Source organism: Actibacterium pelagium, assembly GCF_002285415.1.
Taxonomy (GTDB): domain Bacteria; phylum Pseudomonadota; class Alphaproteobacteria; order Rhodobacterales; family Rhodobacteraceae; genus Actibacterium_B; species Actibacterium_B pelagium.
This window is the reverse complement of the sequence record NZ_NSBU01000006.1, coordinates 376,549-397,586: the sequence shown is the minus strand read 5'-3', so window position 1 is coordinate 397,586 and position 21,038 is coordinate 376,549. Positions and strand designations below refer to the sequence as shown.

Annotated in this window: 21 protein-coding genes and 1 riboswitch; of the genes, 12 read left to right on the top strand and 9 right to left on the bottom strand. The window is 58.5% G+C overall.

Annotated features, from left to right (window positions below):
- Positions 1 to 124: 124 nt before the first annotated feature.
- The 6 genes from CLM58_RS08795 to CLM58_RS08770 all read left to right on the top strand — a co-directional run bounded on the left by CLM58_RS08795 (position 125) and on the right by CLM58_RS08770 (position 8,304).
- Entirely contained in the window at positions 125 to 3,268 is a 3,144-nt protein-coding gene (locus tag CLM58_RS08795; RefSeq protein ID WP_095595551.1) for a valine--tRNA ligase, read from the top strand.
- A gap of 181 nt (positions 3,269 to 3,449) precedes the next feature.
- Positions 3,450 to 5,396, top strand: a complete 1,947-nt coding sequence (gene thrS / locus CLM58_RS08790; RefSeq protein ID WP_095595550.1) for a threonine--tRNA ligase — start codon at positions 3,450 to 3,452, stop codon at positions 5,394 to 5,396.
- Between the two features lie 388 nt (positions 5,397 to 5,784).
- A complete protein-coding gene (locus CLM58_RS08785) occupies positions 5,785 to 6,078 on the top strand; it encodes a BufA1 family periplasmic bufferin-type metallophore (RefSeq protein ID WP_095595549.1) in 294 nt (97 codons plus the stop codon).
- Between the two features lie 62 nt (positions 6,079 to 6,140).
- Positions 6,141 to 7,001: an MNIO family bufferin maturase gene (gene bufB / locus CLM58_RS08780; protein WP_095595548.1), complete on the top strand. Its 861-nt coding sequence runs from the start codon at positions 6,141 to 6,143 to the stop codon at positions 6,999 to 7,001.
- Positions 6,998 to 7,756 carry an HvfC/BufC N-terminal domain-containing protein gene (locus CLM58_RS08775; RefSeq protein ID WP_095595547.1) on the top strand — a complete coding sequence of 253 codons (759 nt, stop codon included), beginning with the start codon at positions 6,998 to 7,000 and terminating at the stop codon, positions 7,754 to 7,756. The genes bufB and CLM58_RS08775 overlap by 4 nt, the downstream gene beginning before the upstream one ends.
- Positions 7,753 to 8,304 carry a DoxX family protein gene (locus tag CLM58_RS08770; RefSeq protein ID WP_095595546.1) on the top strand — a complete coding sequence of 184 codons (552 nt, stop codon included), beginning with the start codon at positions 7,753 to 7,755 and terminating at the stop codon, positions 8,302 to 8,304. Before CLM58_RS08775 ends, CLM58_RS08770 begins: the two co-directional genes overlap by 4 nt.
- Here the strand turns inward: CLM58_RS08770 and CLM58_RS08765 are convergent.
- Together CLM58_RS08765 and CLM58_RS08760 are read right to left on the bottom strand one after the other, a co-directional pair.
- Positions 8,301 to 8,657, bottom strand: coding sequence for a hypothetical protein (locus tag CLM58_RS08765; RefSeq protein WP_095595545.1), 357 nt, complete (start codon positions 8,655 to 8,657; stop codon positions 8,301 to 8,303). The genes CLM58_RS08770 and CLM58_RS08765 overlap by 4 nt on opposite strands.
- Before the next feature lie 39 nt (positions 8,658 to 8,696).
- Positions 8,697 to 9,020: an ArsC/Spx/MgsR family protein gene (locus CLM58_RS08760; protein WP_095595621.1), complete on the bottom strand. Its 324-nt coding sequence runs from the start codon at positions 9,018 to 9,020 to the stop codon at positions 8,697 to 8,699.
- A 216-nt stretch (positions 9,021 to 9,236) separates the two neighbouring features.
- Between CLM58_RS08760 and CLM58_RS08755 the strand changes: the two genes are divergently transcribed.
- Positions 9,237 to 9,443, top strand: a complete 207-nt coding sequence (locus CLM58_RS08755) for a cold-shock protein (RefSeq protein WP_095595544.1) — start codon at positions 9,237 to 9,239, stop codon at positions 9,441 to 9,443.
- A 282-nt stretch (positions 9,444 to 9,725) separates the two neighbouring features.
- Here the strand turns inward: CLM58_RS08755 and CLM58_RS08750 are convergent, their stop codons facing one another.
- The 3 genes from CLM58_RS08750 to metZ form a co-directional block, all read right to left on the bottom strand.
- Positions 9,726 to 11,174: a TrkH family potassium uptake protein gene (locus tag CLM58_RS08750; RefSeq protein WP_095595543.1), complete on the bottom strand. Its 1,449-nt coding sequence runs from the start codon at positions 11,172 to 11,174 to the stop codon at positions 9,726 to 9,728.
- Between the two features lie 57 nt (positions 11,175 to 11,231).
- Positions 11,232 to 12,317 (bottom strand): GTP cyclohydrolase FolE2, encoded by a 1,086-nt coding sequence (gene folE2, locus CLM58_RS08745; RefSeq protein ID WP_095595542.1) that lies wholly within the window; start codon positions 12,315 to 12,317, stop codon positions 11,232 to 11,234.
- Positions 12,318 to 12,427: 110 nt separating this feature from the next.
- Complete coding sequence (gene metZ, locus CLM58_RS08740; protein WP_095595541.1) at positions 12,428 to 13,609, bottom strand: O-succinylhomoserine sulfhydrylase; 1,182 nt, start codon at positions 13,607 to 13,609, stop codon at positions 12,428 to 12,430.
- A 47-nt stretch (positions 13,610 to 13,656) separates the two neighbouring features.
- Positions 13,657 to 13,735: riboswitch (SAM riboswitch) on the bottom strand.
- 178 nt (positions 13,736 to 13,913) lie between these two features.
- Here metZ and CLM58_RS08735 point away from each other — a divergent pair.
- Positions 13,914 to 14,600, top strand: a complete 687-nt coding sequence (locus CLM58_RS08735; RefSeq protein WP_095595540.1) for a glutathione S-transferase family protein — start codon at positions 13,914 to 13,916, stop codon at positions 14,598 to 14,600.
- 157 nt (positions 14,601 to 14,757) lie between these two features.
- On the opposite strand, the gene CLM58_RS08730 is transcribed toward CLM58_RS08735, so the two are convergent.
- The 3 genes from CLM58_RS08730 to ftsY are packed head-to-tail and all read right to left on the bottom strand — an operon-like array spanning position 14,758 to position 17,477.
- Entirely contained in the window at positions 14,758 to 15,360 is a 603-nt protein-coding gene (locus tag CLM58_RS08730) for an inner membrane-spanning protein YciB (protein ID WP_095595539.1), read from the bottom strand.
- Entirely contained in the window at positions 15,361 to 16,266 is a 906-nt protein-coding gene (locus CLM58_RS08725; RefSeq protein WP_095595538.1) for an EamA family transporter, read from the bottom strand.
- A complete protein-coding gene (gene ftsY / locus CLM58_RS08720; RefSeq protein ID WP_095595537.1) occupies positions 16,263 to 17,477 on the bottom strand; it encodes a signal recognition particle-docking protein FtsY in 1,215 nt (404 codons plus the stop codon). Before ftsY ends, CLM58_RS08725 begins: the two co-directional genes overlap by 4 nt.
- Before the next feature lie 116 nt (positions 17,478 to 17,593).
- Here ftsY and CLM58_RS08715 point away from each other — a divergent pair, with 116 nt between their 5' ends.
- On the top strand, positions 17,594 to 17,992 hold the full coding sequence (locus CLM58_RS08715; RefSeq protein ID WP_095595536.1) for a hypothetical protein: 399 nt from the start codon (positions 17,594 to 17,596) through the stop codon (positions 17,990 to 17,992).
- A 1-nt stretch (position 17,993) separates the two neighbouring features.
- Here CLM58_RS08715 and CLM58_RS08710 read toward each other — a convergent pair whose 3' ends face one another.
- Positions 17,994 to 18,704 (bottom strand): lytic transglycosylase domain-containing protein, encoded by a 711-nt coding sequence (locus CLM58_RS08710; protein ID WP_229666217.1) that lies wholly within the window; start codon positions 18,702 to 18,704, stop codon positions 17,994 to 17,996.
- 501 nt (positions 18,705 to 19,205) lie between these two features.
- Between CLM58_RS08710 and CLM58_RS08705 the strand changes: the two genes are divergently transcribed.
- The 3 genes from CLM58_RS08705 to cpaB all read left to right on the top strand — a co-directional run bounded on the left by CLM58_RS08705 (position 19,206) and on the right by cpaB (position 20,880).
- A complete protein-coding gene (locus CLM58_RS08705; RefSeq protein WP_095595620.1) occupies positions 19,206 to 19,406 on the top strand; it encodes a hypothetical protein in 201 nt (66 codons plus the stop codon).
- Between the two features lie 257 nt (positions 19,407 to 19,663).
- Complete coding sequence (locus CLM58_RS08700) at positions 19,664 to 19,849, top strand: hypothetical protein (protein ID WP_095595534.1); 186 nt, start codon at positions 19,664 to 19,666, stop codon at positions 19,847 to 19,849.
- 122 nt (positions 19,850 to 19,971) lie between these two features.
- The gene (gene cpaB / locus CLM58_RS08695; protein ID WP_308422257.1) at positions 19,972 to 20,880 is read left to right on the top strand and encodes a Flp pilus assembly protein CpaB; all 909 of its coding nucleotides are present in this window, start codon (positions 19,972 to 19,974) and stop codon (positions 20,878 to 20,880) included.
- Positions 20,881 to 21,038: the final 158 nt, after the last annotated feature.

Below are 21,038 nucleotides of genomic sequence, written 5' to 3'. Positions count from 1 at the left end.
AAAGCCTAAATGGCCACGATTTGGTGTCCAGCCCGAAAGGGAATATCGCGCACAGTCTTTCCCTTCCCGCAGCCATTCGTTACACGGGAAGCAACTCTAGATCAGACGATGTGGGACCACCCCGATGCCGATGGAAAAGACATTCGACGCAAACACCGCCGAGCCGCGGATCTATGCCAAGTGGGAAGCAGCAAATGCTTTCCGTGCCGGTGCCAACGCCAAGGACGGCGCCAGCACATATTGCATCATGATCCCGCCGCCCAACGTCACCGGCGTCCTGCACATGGGTCACGCGTTCAACAACACGCTGCAGGACATCCTGATGCGCTGGAAACGCATGCAGGGCTTCGACACCCTGTGGCAGCCAGGCACCGACCACGCCGGCATCGCGACCCAAATGGTTGTCGAACGCCAGCTGAACGAACAAGGCAAGAAACGCACTGATTTCTCGCGCGAGGATTTCCTTGCCAAGATCTGGGAATGGAAAGAGCAATCGGGCGGCACCATCGTTCAGCAGCTCAAGCGCCTTGGCGCCTCCTGCGACTGGGACCGCACCGCCTTTACCATGGCCGGTGCACAGGGTGACACGCGGGTTGGGCACGAGAACTCTCCCAACTTCCACGACGCGGTCATCAAGGTCTTCGTCGACATGTATGAAAAGGGCCTGATCTATCGCGGCAAGCGACTGGTCAACTGGGACCCGCATTTTGAAACCGCGATTTCCGACCTAGAGGTCGAAAACATCGAGGTCGCGGGCCACATGTGGCACTTCAAATACCCGCTCGCGGGCGGCGCGACCTACACCTATGTCGAGAAAGACGAAGACGGCAACGTCACGCTGGAAGAAGAGCGCGACTATATCTCGATCGCCACCACCCGCCCCGAGACCATGCTGGGCGATGGCGCGGTTGCGGTACACCCATCCGATGAACGCTATGCGCCCATCGTCGGCAAGCTGTGCGAAATCCCGGTTGGCCCGAAAGAGCACCGCCGCCAGATCCCAATCATCACCGATGAATACCCCGATCCCGACTTCGGCTCGGGTGCTGTGAAGATCACCGGTGCGCATGACTTCAACGACTACCAAGTCGCCAAGCGCGGTGGCATTCCGATGTACCGCCTGATGGACATGAAGGGCCACATGCGCGCCGATGGCGAAGACTACGCCAAGGAAGCTGCCAAGGCCCAAGCCCATGCAAAGGGCGCCGACTTCACCGAGAACGAAGTTGATGTGATCAACCTTGTTCCTGATGACCTGCGCGGTCTGGACCGGTTCGAGGCGCGTAAACTGGTCGTTGAACAGATCACCGACGAAGGCCTCGCCGTCATGACGACCGAGACCCAGAAGGACGACGACGGCAACGAGATCGAAGTCACCGTCCCCATGGTCGAGAACAAGCCGATCATGCAGCCCTTCGGCGACCGTTCGAAAGTGGTTATCGAACCGATGCTGACCGACCAGTGGTTCGTCGACGCCGAAAAGGTTGTTGGCCCCGCGCTGGACGCTGTCCGCAATGGCGACGTGAAAATCCTGCCCGAAAGCGGAGAGAAAGTTTACTACCACTGGCTGGAAAACATCGAGCCTTGGTGCATCTCGCGACAGCTGTGGTGGGGACACCAGATTCCGGTCTGGTACGGTCTGGACCTGTCCGGCAACGACTTCGTTGATGACGAAGGCGACGGCCAGCTCGACTTTGTCGAAATGGGCCGCCTGCTGATGGATCAGAACCTGCTTCTGGGCGACGAAAAACGCCACTGTGGTGCCAGCTTCGAAGATGTGAAGTCTCGCTTCGTCGATGACGAGGCCGGCCTGCCCACGCCGCTGAACCACGCCAAAGTGGTCGAGGTTGAAGACCGCAACGCCGCCGTTCACGCGCTTGCCGCCAGCCTTGCCGAATACGAGGTGACCGAGGATCCGACCAAGCTGGTCTACCCGGTCTGGCGCGACTCTGACGTTCTGGACACGTGGTTCTCGTCCGGCCTCTGGCCGATCGGCACGCTTGGCTGGCCCGAATGGACCGAGGAGACCTCGAAATACTTCCCGACCTCGACGCTGGTTACCGGTCAGGACATCCTGTTCTTCTGGGTTGCCCGGATGATGATGATGCAGCTGGCTGTTGTCGACGAAATACCCTTCGACACGGTTTACCTGCACGGCCTCGTCCGCGACGCCAAGGGCAAGAAGATGTCGAAATCCACCGGCAACGTCATGGACCCGCTGGACATCATCGACGAATACGGCGCCGACGCGCTGCGCTTCTCTTCCGCCGCGATGGCCGCCCTTGGGGGCGTGCTGAAGCTGGACATGGAGCGGATCAAAGGCTACCGGAACTTCGGCACCAAACTGTGGAACGCCGCCCGTTTCGCCGAGATGAACGGTGTATTCGAGGCCGATGTTGTACGCACAGCTTCTGTACAGGATCTGCACGCAAAACATACGCTGAATAAGTGGATCATCGGCGAGGTCGCCCGCACCCGCGAAACCGTCGATGCGGCGCTGGAAACCTTCCGTTTCAACGACGCGGCCAATGCGCTTTACGCCTTTGTCTGGGGCAAGGTCTGCGACTGGTATGTCGAGTTCTCGAAACCCCTGCTGATGGGCGGCGACGCCGAAGCCAAGGCCGAAACCCAAGCCGTCATGGCATGGGTTCTGGACCAGTGTTTCATCATGCTTCACCCGATCATGCCCTTCATCACTGAAGAGCTGTGGGAGACCTCGGGTACCCGCGAAAAGCCGCTGGTTCACACCGACTGGCCGACCTACAAGGCCGCTGATCTGATTGACGAAAAAGCCGATACCGAGATGAACTGGGTGATCGGCCTGATCGAAGACATCCGCTCTGCCCGTGCGCAAATGCACGTACCCGCAGGCGCGCGTCTGGACATGCTGCACACTGGTCTGTCGGGCGATGCGCAGGCTGCGTGGGACAACAACGAGACGCTGATCAAACGCCTTGCACGGATCGAAAGCTTGAGCGCAGTAGACGCCTTCCCCAAAGGCTGCGTCACCGTCGCGGCCGAAGGCGGCACCTTTGGCCTGCCACTGGCAGATGTCATTGACATCGCAGAGGAAAAAGCGCGCCTTGAGAAAACTCTGGGCAAACTTGCCAAGGAAATCGGCGGTCTGAACGGACGTCTGAACAACCCCAAATTCGTGGCCTCGGCTCCGGAAGAAGTGGTCGAAGAAGCCCGCGCCAACCTTGCCGCGCGACAAGGCGAAGCCGACAAGCTGCAAGCCGCACTGGATCGTCTGGCCGAACTGGACTGACCTGACAAAAACAGCCCCCAGCCCCCCATCGAAGGGGGCCGGGGGCTGCCTGCGCCGGGACCGGCTCAGGCGGGGCACGTCACCCGTTGACAGACGCCCAAAACCTCGTCACAACGCGGACCAACACATAACCCGCAACCGGGCGTTCCGTGGGCGCCAAACTGACGAGGAGCTAAGGCCGATGGCCCAGATTTCCCTGACTTTTCCCGATGGCAATTCGCGCGAGTTCGACGCAGGCATCACTGCTGCCGAAATCGCCGCTGGCATTTCCAACTCTCTGGCCAAAAAGGCCATCTCTGCAACTGTGAACGGCGCCCACTGGGACCTGCAGTGGCCGATCAATGAAGATGCCGAGATCGCCATCCACACCATGAAGGATGACGCCCAGGCGCTGGAACTGATCCGTCACGACTGCGCCCACATCATGGCGCGCGCCGTGCAGGAAATCTGGCCTGCCACCAAGGTCACCATTGGTCCGGTTATCGAAAACGGCTGGTACTATGACTTTGACCGCGAAGAGCCGTTCACACCCGAAGACCTCGCCCTCATCGAAAAGAAGATGAAAGAGATCATCAACAAACGCGAGCCCGTAACCACCGAAGTCTGGGAACGCGACCGTGCGGTGAAATTCTATGAGGCGAATAACGAGCCCTACAAGGTCGAACTGATCGACGCCATTCCGGGCGACGAGCCGCTGCGCATGTACTGGCACGGCCACTGGCAGGACCTTTGCCGTGGCCCCCACCTGCAACACACCGGTCAGGTGCCAGGCGACGCGTTCAAACTGATGTCCATCGCGGGCGCCTATTGGCGTGGCGACAGCGACCGCGCGATGTTACAGCGCATCTATGGCGTGGCCTTCCAGAACAAAGAAGGCCTGAAGAAGCACCTGCACATGCTGGAAGAGGCCGCCAAGCGCGACCACCGCAAGCTGGGCAAAGAGATGGACTTGTTCCACATGCAGGAAGAGGCCCCCGGTCAGGTCTTCTGGCATCCCAATGGCTGGCGCATCTACACCACCCTTCAGGACTACATGCGCCGCATGCAGGACAAGGACGGCTATGTCGAGGTGAACACCCCGCAGGTCGTCGACCGCAAACTGTGGGAGGCCTCGGGCCACTGGGACAAGTACCAGGAAAACATGTTCATCGTTGAAGTCGACGAAGAGCACGCCCGCGAAAAGGCGATCAACGCATTGAAGCCGATGAACTGCCCTTGCCACGTGCAGGTGTTCAATCAGGGCCTGAAGTCCTATCGCGACCTGCCGCTGCGCATGGCCGAGTTCGGCTCTTGTGCCCGTTATGAACCCTCGGGCGCGCTGCATGGCGTGATGCGGGTGCGCGGCTTTACGCAGGACGATGGCCACATCTTCTGCGCTGAAGACCAGATCACCTCGGAAACTGCGAAGTTCATTGCCTTCCTGTCCAAGGTCTATGCCGACCTTGGCTTCCACGACTGGACCATCAAACTGTCGACCCGCCCCGAAAAGCGGATCGGCAGCGACGAAAGCTGGGACTTCGTGGAAAAAGCCTTGGGCGACGCCTGTAAGGCCGCCGGGTACGACTTTGAGATCCTCGAAGGCGAAGGTGCTTTCTATGGTCCGAAACTGGAGTTCACCCTGACCGACGCGATCGGCCGGGACTGGCAGTGCGGCACCCTTCAGGTTGACCCCAACCTGCCGGAACGTCTGGATGCGACCTTCATCGGCGCAGATGGCGCGAAACATCGCCCGTTCATGCTGCACCGTGCCTGCCTTGGCTCGTTCGAGCGTTTCATCGGCATCCTGATCGAGGAACACGCCGGCAAGCTGCCCTTCTGGCTGGCCCCTCGTCAGGTTGTTGTGGCCTCGATCATCTCGGACGCCGACCCGTTCGTGGCCGAAGTTGTCGACGCGCTGAAAGCCGCAGGCGTCCGCGCCGAGGCCGACACCCGCAACGAAAAGATCAACTACAAGGTCCGCGAGCACTCGCTTGGGAAAGTACCGGTGATCTTGGCCATCGGCATGAAAGAGGTCGAAGAGCGCACCGTGACCGTCCGCCGCCTTGGCGAAAAACAGACCAGCGTCGTGTCGCTGGACGAAATCGTCGCGGAACTGTCGAAATCGGCGACCCCGCCCGACCTTCTGTAAGCGGTTTTGAAATCAATAGACGCGGCCAGAGCCCCAAACAGGGTCTCTGGCCGTTTCTTTTAGCCCTGCTGAACGGCGTTCTCTTTCTGAAACCGATCACGAAACCTGTAACAAGCCCTAAGAACGGGCCGTTTCGGTCCGAATATTTGTTACAGCCCCCCAGCCCGTTGAAACGCGACCTCACGCGATCCGCGTTTTTGCTAACGCCGTTGTGATTTTTTCCGCGGGTTTCTTGCAAAACCTCTCACGAAACGCTCGCGCCATCTCACCAGCAGTCACGCGGCTGTGACCCACGGGCCTGTGAATGGAAAAGCCGTGCCGGGGCGGACAATCTTCTTGGTGTCGCAACAAGGCGACGCTTTGAGATTTTTCAAAAAGGGAACACCCAATGTCCAACACCGTAAAAACCCTCGCCGTCGCTGGCGCCGTTGCCGCAGCCTTCACCGCACACGCCACGACCGCCGTCGCCATGGAAGAAAAGAACGAAAAGTGCTTTGGCGTTTCGCTGGCAGGCGAAAACGATTGCGCCGCGGGCCCGGGCACCACATGCGCCGGTTCCTCGACCGTAGACTATCAGGGCAACGCATGGACCCTGGTTCCGGCCGGCACCTGCGAAACCATGGAGCTGCCGGACGGCCGCATGGGCTCGCTGGAAGCACTGGACCGCGACCTGCCCGCATAAGACCCCCTCGCCTCTCGGCGATACGCGCCGGGGGGCACCCTCTTTCAGCCAAAGGCCTTGCGATGCTTGACGCTCTTCCCCACCGCTTTGAACAGCTGCCCAATCGCCCCGGCGTAGGCTACAAACCGCAGCATTTCAGCGCGATCATGAAGGATGCGGGTGCCGTCGACTGGCTGGAAATCCACGCCGAGAATTACATGGGAATGGGCGGCCGCCCGCTGGCGCAACTGCGTCACCTGGCCGAACGCTTTGCCTTTTCCGTCCATGGTGTCGGCCTGTCCATCGGCGGCGAGGCCCCCTTGGACCCAGAACATCTGGACCGGCTGAAACAGCTTGTCGGCTGGCTACAGCCTGCCCGCTTTTCCGAACATCTGGCTTGGTCCACGCATGACACCCACTTTCTGAACGACCTGCTGCCGCTGCCCTATACTCAGGGAACACTGACCCGCGTCTGCGATCACATTGATCAGGTGCAAGAGGTTCTGGGTCGCCAGATGCTGCTGGAAAACCCCTCGACCTATCTGGCCTTCGCCGAGACCGAGATGGAAGAGACCGACTTTCTGGCCGAGATCGCCCGCCGCACCGGCTGTGGCCTGCTGCTGGACGTCAACAACGTCTTCGTATCGGCCACCAACCAACAGCTGGACGCCCGCGCCTATATCGACGCCTTCCCGCTGGATAAGGTTGGGGAAATCCACCTTGGCGGCCATGACGAAGATGCCGATGAAACCGGCGCGCCCCTGCTGATCGACAGCCACGGCAAGCCCGTCGTCGATCCGGTCTGGGCGCTTTATGACTATACCATCGCCAAATCCGGCCCCCTGCCCACGCTGATCGAATGGGACAACGATGTCCCCGACTGGACAGAGCTGGAAGCAGAGTCCGCCCGCGCCGCCGCCATTCTGGACAAGGTGCCCGCATGAGCGTGGGCCAGACCGATTTCACCACCGCGCTTCTGGACCCTCAGCAGGCGGTGCCCTCAGGGCTGACCAACCCGGACGGCACCCCCGCGACCAAGCGCTTTGACGTCTATCGCAACAATGTCGTCTCCAGCTTGCTGGAGGCGCTGCGCACGGGCTTCCCGGTTCTGCGCAAACTGCTAGGTGACGAATTCTTTGATGCGATGGGGGGGCTATATGTTCGCAGCTATCCGCCGACCTCGCCCCTGATGATGCACTTCGGGGCCGAGATGCCCGCATTTCTGGCGGGCTTCCCGCCGGTCGGCCACCTGCCCTATCTGCCCGATATTGCCCGTCTGGAATTGGCGCTGCGCAGCTCTTACCACGCTGCTGACGCCACGCCCGCCGACCCTTCCGCCATGGCCACCATGACGCCTGACCGGCTGATGACCCTGCGCCTGTCGCTGGCACCGTCGCTGCGCGTCGTCACCTCGGACCACCCGATCGTCGCGATCTGGCGCGCCAACATGGACCTCAAGGCGCCCAAACCTGTAGTGAAGCCCGAAGACGCGCTGATCACCCGGCCAGAGTTCGACCCGCGCGTCGATCTACTGCCCGCAGGCGGCGCCCTGTTCATCGCCGCGCTTCAGGCGGGCGAGACCTTGGGCGAAGCCATCACCGCGGCCGAGGCCGCGGCCCCCGAATTCGATCTGACCGCCAACCTGCAACTACTGCTGCAAACCAGTGCCATTGTTCACATTAGCGAGGGACCCCAATGACCGCCCTGATCCGCCTGCACGATTCTATCTTCGACCGACTAGAGGCCGCCTTTGGTCCCACCCTGCTACCGCTTCTGGCGCGGTTCACCTTTGCGGCCACGCTTCTGGTCTATTTCTGGAAATCTGGCCTGACCAAACTTGGCGACGGGTTTGCCGGGCTGTTTTCACCCTCCCTCGGGGCCTATGCGCAAATCTTTCCCAAAGCGATGGAGGCCGCAGGCTATGACCCCTCGCAACTGGGCACTTTCCACACATTGGTCGTGCTGGCTGGCACCTATGCCGAGTTCATCCTACCCCTGCTGATCGTCATCGGCTTTGCCACCCGTCTGGCAGCCCTTGGCATGATCGGCTTCGTTGTTGTCCAAAGCCTGACGGACCTGTTCGGCCATGGCGGCATAGAACACGCAGAAACTCTGGGCGCCTGGTTCGACAAGACCCCTGATTCGCTGATCCTGGACCAGCGTTTGTTCTGGATGGTTGTTCTGATCACCCTCGTGATCAAAGGCGCGGGCCCCCTGTCGGTGGACCGCTTCCTGTCGAACCGTTAATGCGCGTCCGGCTTTTGGGCGGCGAAGGCTAGAATGCCGCCCAAGCCTGCCATGGCGATTGGGAACATCGTAAAGACCCCAAAGCCAAAGCCCCACAGCATCCCCGCCGCCGAGGCCACCAACAGCGCGCCGGCCGCGATGTTCTGAGAGCGCGCCATCGCACCCCCCGCAATCGCAAGGATCGGCGCGATCAGCGAAACGGCACGGATCTTGTCGGGGTTGTCCACCTGCTCGGCGATATTGTCGACTTCGCCAAACCAGTTGACGAATTCAGTATAACCGTAAGCGAAAAATCCAACCATCAGGCCGATCACACCGGCGATGATGCCCAGAACCAAAGCGGCGTTGCGCATGAAACTCTCCTTGCTCGATACACCCGCTACCTAGGCATCTCAGGCGCCGGTTCCAAGCAATTTTGCCTGAACAGCCGCAGTCCAGCCCAGATAAAGTTGCCCATTTGCTTCGATCACGGGGCGCTTCATCAGGGTCGGGTTCGCCGAAATCAGCGCCAAGGGATCACCTGATCGCGCCTCTTCGGACAGGGTTTTCCAAGTCGTAGAGCGCTTATTTAACAGGGGTTCACCCAGCGAATTCCAAAAGTTTTGCAGCGTTTCCGCAGGCAGGCCGTCCTCACGCACATCCACAAATTCCGCCTCTGGCAAGGCCTTACGCGCCTTGCGGCAGGTATCGCAGGTTTTTATCCCGTAAATTTTCATCAACCGCTCCTGATTTTTTGGCACAGTATCGCAAGGCATTGCCGCTCGTAAGACTTCTCCCTTGCTTAAATTTTGATTCGCCCCAAATGTTCAGGGTGTGACGACGGATTTTCAGGACGCCATTTCCCAATTACGGGGAAGATTGACCTCCTGAAAACCTGAAAGTGACCAAGCCGCCGCATACTGCGGGCGGAGAGACTTTGAAGGAGAAGCGCGATGCCCACAGGCACCGTGAAGTGGTTTAATACGACTAAAGGTTACGGCTTCATCGCCCCTGATGATGGCGGAAAGGACGTTTTTGTGCATATTTCTGCAGTCGAACGGTCCGGTATGACCGGTCTGCAAGACAATCAGAAACTAAGCTATGAACTGACCGAAGGCCGCGATGGCCGCCAGCTTGCCGGTGACCTGAAGGCGCTTTAAGCCTTCGGCGGCCTGTATTTCGATCAGGAATGGGCCGCACCCTGAATTTCACCGCATAGATTTTAGACAAACATATGCGCGCAGCATTACACCTTGCTGCGACGCTACAATTCCTTTTGGTCACGCAATGCGCTCGCCATTCCTGACAGCATAGACGTCAAATCTACGGGAAGACACGCGCAGGTACTCCGCCTTCCGGGGCGCCCTTCCCTCATTTTAAGGATATGCGCAGCAGATATGCCGACCATTCTGGCGCGTTAATACTTCATCGACGGCGCCAGATTACGCGCGCCAGAAGTTCAGCGTCAGGATCGCGTAGACCGACATCAGCTCCAGCCGCCCGATCAGCATTCCTGCGGACAGCAACCACTTGGCAGTGTCGTTCAGCTCGCCAAAGTTGCCCGCCGGACCGATGATCTGGCCCAGACCGGGGCCCACGTTGGCCATCGCTGTCGCTGCCCCGGACACGGCGGTGACAAAGTCCAGGCCCGTCATACCCAGAAGCACCGCCAGAACACCCACCGACACCACGAACAGCCCAAAGAACGCCATGACCGAGGACATGACCTCTTCCGGGACAGGGCGGCCCTCATAGCGCGGGGTGAACACGCCGGAAGGCGAGTGGATCGTGCGGATCATTGATCTGATAGAGGTAAACAGAAGCTGGAACCGGAACACTTTGATCGAACAGGTCGTCGATCCCGCGCAGCCACCAATGAAGCCGATGAAGAAAAAGATCGCGACGCTGAAAGCGCCCCAAAGCTGATAGTCGGTGCTGGCATAGCCTGTGCCCGACATGATCGACGTGACGTTGAAGATCACCTCTCGAAAAGCAGGCTCGACCCCGTCGCCCAGAACCACAACCTGCCGGAAGGTCATAAGAGCGACAATCGCCGCCAAGATCCACAGGAAGGTTCGAACCTGCGTATCGCGAAACAGGGGCGAATGCTGCCCGGCCAGCATCTGAACATAGCGGATGAACGGCAGGCACGCGAGGATCATGAAGATCACGGCGACATATTCCGGCGTTCCCTTAAACGCCCCGAAAGACGCGTCATGGCTGGAAAACCCGCCTGTCGCAATCGTGGTCAGGGAATGGTGCATCGCGTCCAGCGTGCTCAGCCCCACAGCGGAATAGGACAGGAAACAAGCCAGCGTCAGCAGCACATAAACAACCGAAATCCGCTGCGCGATCTGCGCGGCCTGCGGCAGAACCTTGCCATCGGTATCAAAGCTTTCCGAGCGGAAGATCTGCATACCACCAACGCGCAACTCCGGCAGGAATACCATCGCCACAACAATGATCCCGACGCCACCGAACCACTGCAGCATGCTTCGCCACAGCAAGATCCCCTGCGGCAGGTCATCCAGCCCTGAAAACACGGTGGACCCGGTGGTGGTCAGGCCCGACATCGCCTCGAAGAACCCGTCAGCAAGGCTGGCGTCCGTCGCCCCCAGAATGAAGGGAAGGCAGCCGAACATCGGCAGCACGAACCAAACACCCGTTGTCAGAAGGAAGGTCTGCTGAATCGACAGCCCTGCCTGCACGCCATTGCTGCACGCCAAGGCCAGAACGGCCCCGCACACCATCGTCAGGATCGCGGATTCCGCGAAAATGCCCCAATGGCCATTGCCCTGCGCAAGGTCCAGCGCCATCGGCAACAGCATCGAAGCCCCAAGCGCGACCACGACAAGGCCGATAACATATCCAACGGGACGAAAATCCAACATGAGGGAAGGCTTGGCCTTGCGCCCTGCGACTGTCAAGCGGCGATGCCGCTTGAGGCGTCAGCCCCTGTGGATCAGCGTGGCAAAAAGATGCGGGTCAAAGCTGGCCTGATCGAAGGTATCGCCATGGATCAGAACCGACACCGCATCATGGCTGTGCAGGCTTTCCTGATGGCTGGCCACCACGCGGAAATCGCCCACGCGTTTGTCTTCCAGCAGCTGCTCACAGAACAGGCGCGCTGCATCTTCCACGAAAATGGGGTTGGCCGCGTTCAGCTCGGCAAAGGCCTGCTCGTCTTCGCGCTTTACCATCACTTGAGTCTCTGTCGGAACGGCCCTGCGGCACAGGTCGATCACGTCTTCGAACCACAGGCATTTCTGCCCCGGCTCCATCTCGATCGAGATCCGCGCAACAGAGCGCTGCGAATGCGGGGTCGCCAACTGATTGCGGGTCTCGCGCGCATGTTCGGACAGTTCCAGCGAGCACGGGCAGGTGGACGAATAGACAAAGTCCAGATGCATGATTTTCTGGCGTAGCCCGTCGCGTTCGACCAGTTCCAGAGCGATGTCATAATACTGATAGCCCTGCAGGCCCGAACGCAGGCTGTCCACCTTCATCGGGAAGCTGAAGGCCATCTGAATCCGCGCATCAAAGCTTTCCAGATCGGCCTTGTAATCATCCAGGGCCGCCTCGATCACCTCGAAGCTAAAGGTCCGGTCCGCGTGTTCGTAGAAGCTGCGCATGATCCGGGACATGTTGATGCCCTTCTTGCCCGCCTCAAGGCTGACCGTGCCAGTAACCGAGGTCTCCAGCGTCAGATCGCCATTGTCACGGGTGTGATAGCGCAGCGGCAGGCGGAAGTTGGAAATCCCAACATGTTCGATATGCCGCTTGGAGCCTTTGATCAGGCTCGACGGCCCGTTCTGCAGATCCGGCAGGCTGGCCTTGTATTCCGCATCCACGGTGAACTCGGCAGGATACTCGCGGTTGAACTCCGGGTAAGCCTGGCCCAGCAGCGCACGCAACACGGCAGGGTCGAGCGACTTTAGGTCCTCGTCACCAGCACCGGCGATCCAGCTGCGCAAAATGGCGAGCGCCTTTTCGGCCTCGTCCCGGCTTGCTGCCGCATCAAACTCTGCGTTCATCTCTACCAAAGGCTTCACCCTCGTGTGTCTACCGCCTTCTATGTGGGACTGCGCAGGGCTTTGTCCAATAAAACCCGCCAAAAACCCGGTTTTCGGCGGGTTTTGAAGGGTTAAACCGCGTCCAAAGCCTGTTTCACATCGGCAATCAGGTCACCCGTGTCCTCGATTCCCACGCTGAAACGGACCAGACCCGGGGTAATCCCAAGGTGCACCTTCTGCTCTTCCGGCAAACGCTGATGAGTCGTGGTGGCCGGATGGGTCACGATGGATTTCGCATCACCAAGGTTGTTCGAGATCACCGCGATCTGCAACGCGTTCAGGAACCGGAACGCGGCCTCTTGCCCGCCCTTCAGGTCCAGCGACAGAACGGTTCCGCCCTGCCCCATCTGCTCGATCGCGATCGCATGCTGTGCGTGGCCTTCAAGCCCCGGATAGATCACGCGCGCCAGCTTGTCGTGGCCCACCAACGCTTCGGCAATCGCCTGCGCGCTGGCCGATTGCGCCCGCACCCGCAGGTCAATCGTTTCCAGACCCTTTAGCATGACCCAAGCGTTGAACGGGCTCATCGAGCCGCCGGTATGCTTCATGTAGGGCTCAACCGTGCCGCGGATGAATTCTTTCGACCCAAGGATCACCCCACCCAGACAGCGCCCCTGCCCGTCGATGTGCTTGGTGGTCGAATAGACGATGACATCCGCGCCATTTTCCAGCGCCTTGGAATAGACCGGGGTCGCAAAGACATTGTCCACCACAACCAGCGCGCCAACGGCATGGGCCAGATCGGCCACGGCCTTCAGGTCAATCACTTCCAGCGTCGGGTTCGACACGGTCTCGAAGAACACAGCCTTGGTATCCTCGCGGATCGCGGCCTTCCACTGATCCAGATCGGTCCCGTCAACAAAGGTCACCTCGACGCCATAGCGGGTCAGGATTTCCTCAAGAATATACAAACACGACCCGAACAGCGCCTTGGCCGACACCACGTGGTCGCCCGCCTTCAACATAGAGGTCACCGCCCCGTTCACCGCCGCCATACCGGACGCGGTGGCAAAGGCATCTTCGGCCCCCTCCAAAAGCGCGATCCGCTCTTCGAACATGGCCACCGTCGGGTTGCCGTAACGGGCATAGATGAATTCGTCCGGCCCGGTTTCCAAAAACCGCGCCTCGGCCTGCTCGGCCGTATTATAGACAAAGCCCTGTGTCAGAAAGATCGCCTCGGCAACTTCATTATACTGGCTGCGGCGAATGCCCCCGTGCACCAGCTTCGTTCGTGTATTCCAATTCTCAGTCATCTCGACCCCGCAAACAAAAAGCCCCCACCGCGGAAAGCGTCGGGGGCAATGGCTTGTCCTCGACCTCTTTAGCAGCATGTTTAACGTGGCCCGCAATCCGGTGAACAAATCGCCACGATGCGCACTTCCTACCGCTCGACTTGGCAAGGGTCAAGGTGCCAGCCCCGCATTCCAAGGGCACGCACACAGATCTGCCCGGCCTTGGGCGGCAGCAGGTCGCAGGACCTTGAACGACCCGGTACCAATTCCCCCTTGCCCCTGACCGGAAATGCCCCATCCTGAACCGCGCTGAAGGAGCCTGCTTATGATTGATCTTTATTACTGGCCAACACCGAACGGCTGGAAAATCTCTATCGCGCTGGAAGAGATGGGCCTGCCGTTCAAGACCCATCTGGTCAACATCAATGCAGGCGAACAGCACGACCCTGAATTCCTGAAGGTTTCACCCAACAACCGGATCCCCGCGATCGTCGATCCGGACGGGCCGGACGGCGCCCCGATCTCCATTTTCGAAAGCGGCGCGATCCTGCAATACCTCGCGCGCAAGACCGGCCAGTTCTACGGCACGACCGAACGTGACAGGATCATGGTCGACCAATGGCTGATGTGGCAGATGGGCGGTGTCGGGCCGATGGTCGGGCAAGCCCACCACTTCCTCAAACACCTGCCGAAACGCACCCCGCCGGTTCAGATCCCCTACGCCATGGACCGCTACCGGAACGAGACCGCGCGCCTTTACAAGGTGCTCGACCAGCAACTTGCAAAGACCCAGTTTCTGGCGGGTGACTTCGTCTCCATCGCCGATTTCGCGACATGGGGCTGGGCCTCTCTCTGGGAAGGGCAGCAGCAGACGCTCGATGACAAGCCGAACATGGCGCGCTGGTTGAAAACGCTTGGCGCACGCCCCGGATTACAGCGCGGCCGAATGCTCTTTGCCGAGAAACGGGGCGAGCACATCCCAGACCCGTTTTGCCAAAATCTGCCGGTCTGAACCCGCTCAAAAGACTCATATGCAGGTCATATGCAGGTCATATGCAGGTCATATTGGCGATTCCGGTGCCCCAAACGCCAGCGGGGCCCCGCAAAGGGCCCCGCTTCAAACATCTCTTGCGGCCCGTCAGGGCCGCGCAATTTGACAAGGCAGCGCCTCAGCTGTCCTCTTCTTCGGTCCCGTATTTCTGGAACAATGACCCTTGGGTCAGGAAGAAGGCAAAGACCGCAAAGGTCAGCCCGAAGGTCTTGAAGTTCACCCAGGCATCGGTCGACATCGTGCGCCAAACGACCTCATTTGCCACGGCCAGCCCCACGAAAAACGCAGCCATCCGACGGGTCAGCTTCATCCAGCCTTCCGGCTGAAGCGGCATCATGCCTTCCATCACATATTGCAAATATGACTGACCTCGCAGCAGACCAAACCCAAGCACGCCGGCAAACAGCGCATAGATCATCGTGGGCTTCATCTTGAAGAAGCGATCATCGTTCAGCCAAACCGTCAGCCCGCCGAACACCGTGACCAGAACCGCCGTAACCACCTGCATTTTTGCGATTTTTCCGGTCAGCTTCCACAGTATGCCCGTGGTCACAAGGATCAGCGGCACGAAACCTGCCGTGACCAGAATGAACCCTTCATACTCGGTCCCGCCGATCTGAAACACCTTGTCGCGTACCAACAGATAGGCCGCGAAGAACACGCCAATCGGCCCCAGTTCCAAGGCCATCTTCAGACCCGGATTAATCTCTTTCTCGGCCATTCAGCCCCCCATTTCCACGATCACCGCACCAAGCGCGATCAGTGCCATCAATGTCAAGCGCCGCGGCCCGACTTTCTCGCCCAGAACAAGCCAACCAATCAGCGCCGCAAACACGGTCGAAGTCTCGCGCAGCACCGCTGCCTCGCCCACCTTGTCCAGCCGCGTCGCCATCATGATCGAGCCGAAACTCGCAAACGCCACAAACCCACCTATCACGCCCCGCACCGCCAACGGCCCAAGCTCCGGCGGGTTCACCATCCGCCGATACCGCACCAACGCAATCCAAGGCGTAAAGAACAACCCATCGATAAAAAAGAACCACGCCAAGAAGGTGATCGGGTTCGCAGTCGCGCGAATGCCATAGGCGTCGTAAGTGGTATACAGTGCAACAAAAAAACCCGTTAAGACAGCCAAAGCCAAGGCCGCCTTTAACGTTTCTCGGCCAACGTCCTGGAAGATCAGGTTGTAGACTGCCAGACCAAAAATTCCCGCCAGCAAAACACCGACACCGATCCACTGGACCCCGGTAAAGGTCTCGCCAAATAGCAGGTAGGCGCCGATCACCGCGAACAGCGGCCCGGTGCCCCGAACCACGGGATACACAACCGTATAGGCCCCCTTGGTATAAGTGTAACCCTGCGCCAGCTTGTACCCGACATGGATCAGGTAAGCGCCGGCAAAGATCGGCCACATGTGCGGCTCGGGCCATGGCACCACAAACAGGGCAAAGGGCGCGGCCATCAGGCCATAGCTCAGGTCGATCGCGCCACGTGACATCCAAGGATCATGGCGCCCCTTTTGCAGCGCTCCGAACACGGCATGCAGTAACGCGGCCAGCAACGCCAACCCCAACGCGACCTGGTGCCCGGCCTCTGTCCCCTCGATAGAGACAAGCCAGTCGTTCACTCGGCCACCCCGGCCAATGCCTTGGCAAAATCTTCAGGGTCAAATGGCGCCAGATCGTCGATCTGTTCTCCGACACCAATCGCGTGGATCGGCAGGCCAAACTTGTCCGCCAACGCCACCAGAACACCACCGCGGGCCGTGCCGTCCAGCTTGGTCATCACCAGACCAGACACATCTGCCAGTTTCTGGAAGGTCTCGACCTGGTTCAGCGCATTCTGCCCCGTGGTCGCATCCAGAACCAACAAAGTATTATGCGGCGCATCCGGGTCTTTCTTACGGATCACGCGGACAATTTTGGCAAGTTCTTCCATCAGATCGGCGCGGTTCTGCAACCGCCCCGCTGTGTCGATCATCAAAAGGTCTGCACCGTCTGCCTCTGCCTTGGTCATTGCATCAAAGGCCAACGAGGCCGGGTCCGACCCTTCTGGCGCGGTCAGTACCGGCACGCCGGCGCGTTCGCCCCAGACCTGCAGTTGCTCGACAGCTGCGGCCCGAAAGGTGTCGCCCGCCGCGATGACAACAGATTTTCCCGCCGCACGAAACTGGCTGGCCAGCTTGCCAATTGTTGTCGTTTTACCGGCCCCATTCACGCCAACCACAAGAACCACCTGAGGTTTCTTGGCATAAAGGGGCATCGGCTTGGCCACCGGCTCCATGATCCGTTGAATTTCCTGTGCCAGAAGCGCCTTGATCTCATCCACTGACAAGCGTTTGCCAAACCGGCCCTCTGCCATGTTGGCTGTCACGCGCAGGGCCGTGTCAACGCCCATGTCCGCGGTGATCAAAAGCTCTTCCAAGCTTTCCAGCATATCGTCGTCCAACTCTCGGCGAACGACATTCTTTGTACCCCGCCCCATAAGGCGGCCGACAAACCCCGGCTTCGCAGGCTCAACCTGCTTAGGCGCTTCAGCCTTTGGATCGGGTTTCTCTGTAACCGGTTCGACCTTGGGTTCTTCGCGGGCCGGTTTAGGCTCGAAAGTCGGCTCGGGTTCGACCTTTTCAACCGGCTCATGTTCAGGCTCGGGGGGCTGAGCGACAGGCACAGGCTCGGGTGTCGGCGTCGGAGCGGCCGTTTCAGGCTCAACACTGAGCTCTGGCTGCGCATCTGCGGCTTCTTCCACGCCGCCATCTTCGACAATCGCTTCTAACCCTTCCTCCAATTTGGACGAAGATTTGAAAAGCCGTTCCTTAAGTTTACTGAAAAATGCCATGCTGCCTCCGGTAACCGGCCCCACTTAATCACTATTTCGCCCAGATGAAAGCTCTGCGGCCTTGCCACATGGACAAAGCGGCTTGCCCTTGGCAGGGTTGAGCTTCAGGAGATCACATGCGCGCGCTTTTTTTCATCGTTTTTGCCAGCCTCGCGACCACGGCCACCGCCGATGAACCAATGTCGGCCGAGGCGTTTCAAACGTACTCTGAAGGTCGCACATTATACTTCTTGGAAAACGGTCAAACTTACGGGGCCGAGCAATACCTGCCGGGGCGGCGCGTCATCTGGACGTTTCTGGACGGCGAATGCCAGATGGGTCATTGGTATGCAGAGGGCCCTGCCATCTGCTTTCTTTATGAAACCCGCCCAACAGACCCTCAGTGCTGGAACTTCTTTCAGACAGAAGACGGTGTCAGCGCACAGTTCATCAGCGCCCCCGAGAAACCGCCTTTGGTCGCAGTTTTGAAAAATACCGATCCGCTGATTTGTCCGGGACCGAAGGTTGGCGTCTAGGTCAGCGTCGGAAAACGCAACCGTCGGTCGCCAATTCCGGTCGGGTCAGGCAAAGACCCCGGGCAACGTCCCACGCCGCTAGAACTTTGGGAACATAGTCGCGCGTCTCTGCATATCTGGGCACCCCGCCTGAGCGCTGAACAGCGCCTTCGCCTGCATTATATGCAGCAAGGACGAGGATCGGGTCACGATCGAACAATTCCATCAGGAAATCCAAATAGGCGACGCCACCCCGGATATTCTCGGCAGGGTTACGCGCATCTTTAACCCCGAATCGCCGCGCTGTTGCCGGCATCAATTGCATCAACCCTTGGGCCCCCTTGTGGCTAACCGCAGTTGGAACCCCTGCGCTTTCGACCGAAATCACCGCCATTACCAAAGCCGGAGAGACCCGCGTCCCGACCGTGGCCCGTAAGATGTCCGATCCGTAGGCGTTCACGTAATTCTGAATGGTCTGCAGTCGGGGGCCAGAGATTTCCTGCCCCTCAGGCGCAGCGTAAAGCGCTGCAATTGCCTCTTGCATCCGCCCGGGCCGCGATGCAGCGATCTCGGGCGAGATGAAGCGCCAATACCAGCCATAGCGCGTCCCTTCGACAGGCTTGGGCGCATTTGGCTCTACCTGACGGAAATCATCCGGGTTAACCGAGGTCGGTTGGACATAGTCTACTGGCGGCGGTGGAAATGCGGGATACCGCTCAGTGATCTGAACCATGATCCGCTTCTTCGCCCCGGGTGTGGGCGGCTTGACTCTTTTGGCTTCGGAGCCGGGATAATTTACCTGAGGCAACGCTTCATCCAGCGCGGATTCTTGCGCGACAGACGGGGTCAACCCAAAACTCATAACAAAGAGAATCACATTTGCCAGATATCGCACTAGTTGTCTCTCTCACTTTTCGGGAACCTGCTTAAGTAGAAGAATCATCCATCGAATTGGGTTTATCAAGCAAAGATTTCAATTCTTAGCGCGTTTGGACACGTTAACGAAACAATAACGGAATTCGTTGTCTTCTTTGAAAAATTATGCCAATTTTACAAAATCTTTACTGAGAAGCATTCGATACTAAAAAATTATTATTGCCGCGACCCCGCCCTACTCTCGCCCCAATCCAAGAGTGTTATCAGGGCAGTAACAAGGGGAAGCGTATCAAGCGAAAGTTAGATCGCGTCTCTGTGAAGGTCGAAAACTGTGTATTATCCTATGGAGGGATGCGAAATGAAACTGTTCGATACCATTAAGCACTTTAGCCAAGACGAATCCGGCGCCGTGACCGTTGACTGGGTTGTTCTGACCGCAGCCATCGTTGGCCTGGGCATCGCCGTTATCGCCACCGTTCGTACCGGCGTTAACGCACTGGGCACCAAGATCTCCGGCGCTCTGAGCACCTCGATCACCGTTGGCACCACCGGCGGCTAATAAGCCTCTGGCCTAAAAGCCAACTTCTGAATAAAGGCTGCGTCCGATTTGGGCGCAGCCTTTTTGGTTTTTCTTCCCAAGTAACTGATTGCAAAACCACACCACATTCGCCGTATTTTTGACGCATTTAGGTCCCTTTTTTGTCGACTTTTCCGCCGGGGTTCGATAGCCTTTATCCAATTCAGACGACTTAAGATTTTAGAATTTCATTACGGGTACCCTGCAGGCAGCCTCCCCGTAACATTAAAGATAAAGGTATGACCCAAATGTTTAAGAAATTTCTTGGTGATGAAACCGGCGCAATTTCGGTCGATTTCGTTGTCCTCTCGTCGGCAATCATCCTGATGTGTTTTGGGCTGATCGCGCTTCTTCAAACAGGCAATCTAAGCCTCGGAGGGAAGCTAAGCGCCAAGGTGTCCTCAACCACGGTCGGCGACAACTAATCCCGTCAGCAAGATTTCGCGCGTCACGACATTTTTTCTATCCTTTCGGATTGCCCCCATACAATTGGGCTAAGGTTGTACTATAGTTTGCGCTGGCAAATGGACGGTACGATCCATTAAGATTGCGCGACGCGCCGCTGTATCAGGGGTGTCGACTCGAACTGGAAGGAAAATTAATGCGCCTCGTTTTTGGTTTGGTTTTATTAATTGGCGTGGGGTTGGCAGGCTTCGCCGTATACATGGCCCAAGGGTATATTGGTCAGTATCAGTCGGCACTGGCAAGTGAGCGCGCCGAACGGCAGAAACAACTCGAACAGCAGATCCCGCTGGCGGATGTCTATATTACCAAACGTCCGTTGCGTTATGGTGAGCAGATCAAGAAACAAGACGTTGAGTTGATCCGCTGGCCTTTGCAATATCTGCCCGAAGGCTCTTTCAACACAATCGAGTCTCTATTCCCTGAAGGTGAAGACGAATTCCGGACCGCCCTGCGAGCGATGGAAAAACATGAGCCCTTGCTGCGCGCGAAGATCAGCAACCCCGGTGACGATGCAGGCATTACCTCACGGCTGAAGAAAGGCAACCGCGCCTTCGCCATTAATGTTGACGTAAGCTCAGGTGTGTCAGGTTTCCTGCGCCCTGGTGACCGCGTTGATGTTTACTGGACTGGCACAATCGGCGGTGAACGTGGCACCAAGCTAATTCAGGCAAATGTTCCCCTGATTGCTGTTGACCAGATCGCAGACCTTGATCGGAACAACCCATTGATCGCTCGCACCGTAACCGTAGAGGCGACCCCTCAGGAAGTTGCGGCACTAGCTCAAGCGCAAGCGACCGGACGTTTAACCCTGGCTTTGGTTGGCGCCAGCGACGACACAGTTTCTACGGACATTGAAATCAGCCAGAATGAACTTCTTGGCATTCAAGCTCCGGTTGTGGTGCCGGTTGAGCAGAAGAAAGTTTGCACTGTCTCTCAGCGTCGTGGAACGGAAACCGTCATTGTGCAGGTAAAGTGCCCCGACGAAGAGTGAAGTTCACTTCAGCTAACACTTTGAAAAGCGGTCGTCTTTGGCGGCCGCTTTCTTTTTTGTCGAGTCCCCTGTGACATATCCACATCAATCATACCCCCCAATGCATTGATTATTGAAAAAATTTCAGGTTTACCGCATGATCCTTCCATTGGGACAAC

Bases quoted from the DNA above. Each gene is read 5' to 3' on its own strand.
- CLM58_RS08795 (WP_095595551.1), top strand. From the start codon at position 125: ATGCCGATGGAAAAGACATTCGACGCAAACACCGCCGAGCCGCGGATC.
- thrS (WP_095595550.1), top strand. From the start codon at position 3,450: ATGGCCCAGATTTCCCTGACTTTTCCCGATGGCAATTCGCGCGAGTTC.
- CLM58_RS08785 (WP_095595549.1), top strand. From the start codon at position 5,785: ATGTCCAACACCGTAAAAACCCTCGCCGTCGCTGGCGCCGTTGCCGCA.
- bufB (WP_095595548.1), top strand. From the start codon at position 6,141: ATGCTTGACGCTCTTCCCCACCGCTTTGAACAGCTGCCCAATCGCCCC.
- CLM58_RS08775 (WP_095595547.1), top strand. From the start codon at position 6,998: ATGAGCGTGGGCCAGACCGATTTCACCACCGCGCTTCTGGACCCTCAG.
- CLM58_RS08770 (WP_095595546.1), top strand. From the start codon at position 7,753: ATGACCGCCCTGATCCGCCTGCACGATTCTATCTTCGACCGACTAGAG.
- CLM58_RS08765 (WP_095595545.1), bottom strand. From the start codon at position 8,657: ATGCGCAACGCCGCTTTGGTTCTGGGCATCATCGCCGGTGTGATCGGC.
- CLM58_RS08760 (WP_095595621.1), bottom strand. From the start codon at position 9,020: ATGAAAATTTACGGGATAAAAACCTGCGATACCTGCCGCAAGGCGCGT.
- CLM58_RS08755 (WP_095595544.1), top strand. From the start codon at position 9,237: ATGCCCACAGGCACCGTGAAGTGGTTTAATACGACTAAAGGTTACGGC.
- CLM58_RS08750 (WP_095595543.1), bottom strand. From the start codon at position 11,174: ATGTTGGATTTTCGTCCCGTTGGATATGTTATCGGCCTTGTCGTGGTC.
- folE2 (WP_095595542.1), bottom strand. From the start codon at position 12,317: ATGAACGCAGAGTTTGATGCGGCAGCAAGCCGGGACGAGGCCGAAAAG.
- metZ (WP_095595541.1), bottom strand. From the start codon at position 13,609: ATGACTGAGAATTGGAATACACGAACGAAGCTGGTGCACGGGGGCATT.
- CLM58_RS08735 (WP_095595540.1), top strand. From the start codon at position 13,914: ATGATTGATCTTTATTACTGGCCAACACCGAACGGCTGGAAAATCTCT.
- CLM58_RS08730 (WP_095595539.1), bottom strand. From the start codon at position 15,360: ATGGCCGAGAAAGAGATTAATCCGGGTCTGAAGATGGCCTTGGAACTG.
- ftsY (WP_095595537.1), bottom strand. From the start codon at position 17,477: ATGGCATTTTTCAGTAAACTTAAGGAACGGCTTTTCAAATCTTCGTCC.
- CLM58_RS08715 (WP_095595536.1), top strand. From the start codon at position 17,594: ATGCGCGCGCTTTTTTTCATCGTTTTTGCCAGCCTCGCGACCACGGCC.
- CLM58_RS08710 (WP_229666217.1), bottom strand. From the start codon at position 18,704: ATGGTTCAGATCACTGAGCGGTATCCCGCATTTCCACCGCCGCCAGTA.
- CLM58_RS08705 (WP_095595620.1), top strand. From the start codon at position 19,206: ATGAAACTGTTCGATACCATTAAGCACTTTAGCCAAGACGAATCCGGC.
- CLM58_RS08700 (WP_095595534.1), top strand. From the start codon at position 19,664: ATGACCCAAATGTTTAAGAAATTTCTTGGTGATGAAACCGGCGCAATT.